Below are 249 nucleotides of genomic sequence, written 5' to 3'. Positions count from 1 at the left end.
GGTTCGATGTTTGACGCTTCACAGCGGGTACCGGAATATCAACCGGTTATCCATCGACTACGCCTGTCGGCCTCGCCTTAGGTCCCGACTTACCCTGGGCAGATCAGCTTGACCCAGGAACCCTTAGTCAATCGGCGCACACGTTTCTCACGTGTGAATCGCTACTCATGCCTGCATTCTCACTCGTCAACCGTCCACAACTACCTTCCGGTGCTGCTTCACCCGGCAGACGACGCTCCCCTACCCATC

The 249-nt window shown here is 57.0% G+C and carries 1 rRNA gene; it reads right to left on the bottom strand.

Features of this window, described 5'->3' with window-relative positions:
- Positions 1 to 249: ribosomal RNA gene (locus tag ALMP_RS06125) — 23S ribosomal RNA — on the bottom strand; the annotation flags it as partial.

This window comes from Streptomyces sp. A012304 (genome assembly GCF_026008495.1).
Lineage (GTDB): Bacteria > Actinomycetota > Actinomycetes > Streptomycetales > Streptomycetaceae > Streptomyces.
Note: the sequence above shows the minus strand (reverse complement) of the source record. Positions and strands in the feature narration are given on the sequence as shown.